The organism is Mycobacterium sp. (assembly GCF_008709575.1).
Taxonomy (GTDB): Bacteria; Actinomycetota; Actinomycetes; order Mycobacteriales; family Mycobacteriaceae; genus Mycobacterium.
Window position 1 is genome coordinate 1 of record NZ_VYIK01000278.1, and the last position, 766, is coordinate 766.

2 protein-coding genes are annotated in these 766 nt (G+C 67.1%); both read right to left on the bottom strand.

What is annotated here, in order from left to right; all coding sequences use genetic code 11:
* On the bottom strand, positions 1-570 hold a 570-nt coding region (locus F6Q13_RS18450), incomplete at its 3' end, for a PGRS repeat-containing protein (protein WP_367141369.1).
* Between the two features lie 95 nt (positions 571-665).
* Positions 666-758 carry a tetratricopeptide repeat protein gene (locus F6Q13_RS20375; protein ID WP_367141370.1) on the bottom strand — a complete coding sequence of 31 codons (93 nt, stop codon included), beginning with the start codon at positions 756-758 and terminating at the stop codon, positions 666-668.
* Positions 759-766 lie beyond the last annotated feature (8 nt).

A 766-nucleotide genomic window follows, 5' to 3' on the forward strand; every position in this document is an offset into this window, starting at 1 on the left:
GTCCCCGAAGAGCCCCGCAGCACCGCCATCGCCGCCCACAATCGCCGGGGAGGTGCTGTTCCAGCCGGCACCGCCGTCGCCGAACAACCAGCCCCCCGCTCCACCATTGGGGAAGGCCGCCGTGCCGTCGACGCCGTTGTCGATCAGCCCGCGCCCGGTCGACAAAATGAACGGCTTGTTCACGAAACCGTCGACCTGCTGGCCGACGCTGCTGTCGATCCACCGTTCAACACCGGTGTGCAGCGGCGCGTAGATGTACTGCTGGAACAACACGGTCAAATCGGGACTGGAAGCAGCGGATGCCGCGGGCTCGGCGAGCAGCGGTTGGGAGGGAGCAAGGAACGCGTCCCACGCGGTGGGAGGCAGCACCGCATCCCAGGCAAAACCACGTGTCGCCGCTTCCAGGAACGGCGCGAAGATCTCGTCGATCACCGCGTCGACGACGTCGGCCCGCGCCGACGGCGCAGTCGCCAGCGGTGTCATCCCGCAGGTGAGAAACGCTGCCGTCGCCGCGGCCAGCCCGACGACCCGGCCACGCCCCCGCGCCCGAGCCTTGCTCGCCTTCGTCATCGGTTTCTTCCTGCGTCGATCGAACCAACCGCGGACCGAGAAGCTTTAAGGTAGCGTTTCGCGGACGATTTCTCGGCAACTTCCGGCGTAAAAAGTTAAAACGTGCTCGTCGGCCGCACCTGGTTGGCCATATCGACCAGGGTGTAGCGGTGCGCCTGGGTGGGTGCGATCCGGGCCAGTCCGCGCAGCGACGCCT